Genomic DNA, 1382 nt, shown 5'->3' with positions numbered 1-1382 from the left:
CGACCTGCTGGTCGACACCGTCCGGGATGCGGGGCACAAGCCTCGCGCGGCCGGCGGTACGGCGGAGCGACACGGCACCGTTCGTCCCGTTGCCGGCCTTGGTTCCGGACGGAGCACGCGTAGAGATCAGCTACGGCTCTTCAGCCTGACCGATCGGACGCTGCCGGACGGGCCGGCGGCCCTGCTCGGGCACGACTTCTCCGTACCTGACCTGGAACGTTGGACACCATGGGTCACCCGGGGCCGGTTGCGGGACGGCGTCCTGCACGTCCAGGAACACCCCGAGCGCACCACCCTGGAGCCGGTTCCCGGGGTCTGGCAACGGCTACAGCGGCAACGGCGTCTGGAGAAGGCGTGCCGCCGCGCCCTCGCCGGATGATCCTTCCGGCACGGTACGACCGCCCGAAGCGCTAGAGGTCCAGCTCGGAGGCACCGTACGCGGCGCGGTACTCCAGCCCCTCCGCCTCGATCCGCTGCCGCGCGCCGGTGTCCCGGTCGACGATCACTGCCACTGCGACGATGTCCGCGCCAGCGCTGCGCAGCGCCTCGACCGCGGTCAACACGCTGCCGCCCGTCGTCGATGTGTCTTCTACCGCGAGCACCCGGCGGCCCTCGACGCCCGGCCCTTCGATCTGGCGGCGCAGGCCATGCTGTTTCTCGCCCTTACGGACGACGAACGTGTCCAGGCGCTGCCCGCGCCGGTACGCGGCATGCATCATCGCCGTCGCCACCGGGTCGGCGCCCAGGGTGAGGCCGCCGACGGCGTCGTACTCCAAGCCCGTTGTCACGTCCAGCATCACCTCGCCGACCAGCGGCGCGGCCGCACCGTCGAGCGTGATCCGCCGCAAATCGACGTAGTAGTCCGCCTCCTTGCCCGACGACAGCACCACGGTGCCGTGCACGATGGCTTTCTGGTTGATCTGTTGTCTGAGTTCATCCCGCGCATTCACAATCCACGAGCGTAGGCCACAACTCCAGGGCATGGAGCCACAGCTCCAGACCGTGAGCGGATCGACTTCGATGCCACCGGCCTCGGTCCGAGGCCGGTTCGGCCTCCAGATCGGCATAGACGACGTCGGAATCGCAATCTCTTCGTCGAGGTGGCACCTGGCCGCCACACGGTCGGTCTTGGTACGGCAGAGTGGAGGGATGAGACCCGGCGTCTTGGTACTGGCAAGCGGACCGCTCGATCCGCCCGATTGGTGGGGACCCCTCGTCGCCGAGCTCCGTCAGGCGGAGGTCCCGAGCACGGCACCTGTGGACCGGAGCGACGGACCGCCGTTCAGCGTCGGGTGGCTGGCGTCCGTCGCGCAGCAGCTGAACACGGCGGCGCTGGACGACCCGATCGTCGTCGTTGGGCACGGCACGGCCGGCCCGCTCCT

Annotated in this window: 1 protein-coding gene and 2 pseudogenes; 2 read left to right on the top strand and 1 reads right to left on the bottom strand. The window is 69.7% G+C overall.

The genetic code is table 11. From position 1 onward, the window contains the following. Positions 1-379 (top strand): annotated as a pseudogene (locus ELR45_RS35145) (pyridoxamine 5'-phosphate oxidase family protein); the annotation flags it as partial. A gap of 31 nt (positions 380-410) precedes the next feature. Here ELR45_RS35145 and pyrE read toward each other — a convergent pair. Continuing rightward, the gene (pyrE, locus tag ELR45_RS13520) at positions 411-950 is read right to left on the bottom strand and encodes an orotate phosphoribosyltransferase (protein WP_129666826.1); all 540 of its coding nucleotides are present in this window, start codon (positions 948-950) and stop codon (positions 411-413) included. Positions 951-1149: 199 nt separating this feature from the next. Between pyrE and ELR45_RS35140 the strand changes: the two are divergent. Continuing rightward, positions 1150-1382 (top strand): annotated as a pseudogene (locus ELR45_RS35140) (hypothetical protein); the annotation flags it as partial.

Origin of the sequence: Phytoactinopolyspora endophytica (genome assembly GCF_004138495.1) — a bacterium.
Taxonomy (GTDB): Bacteria; Actinomycetota; Actinomycetes; order Jiangellales; family Jiangellaceae; genus Phytoactinopolyspora; species Phytoactinopolyspora endophytica.
This window is presented reverse-complemented; position numbering and strand designations above follow the sequence as displayed.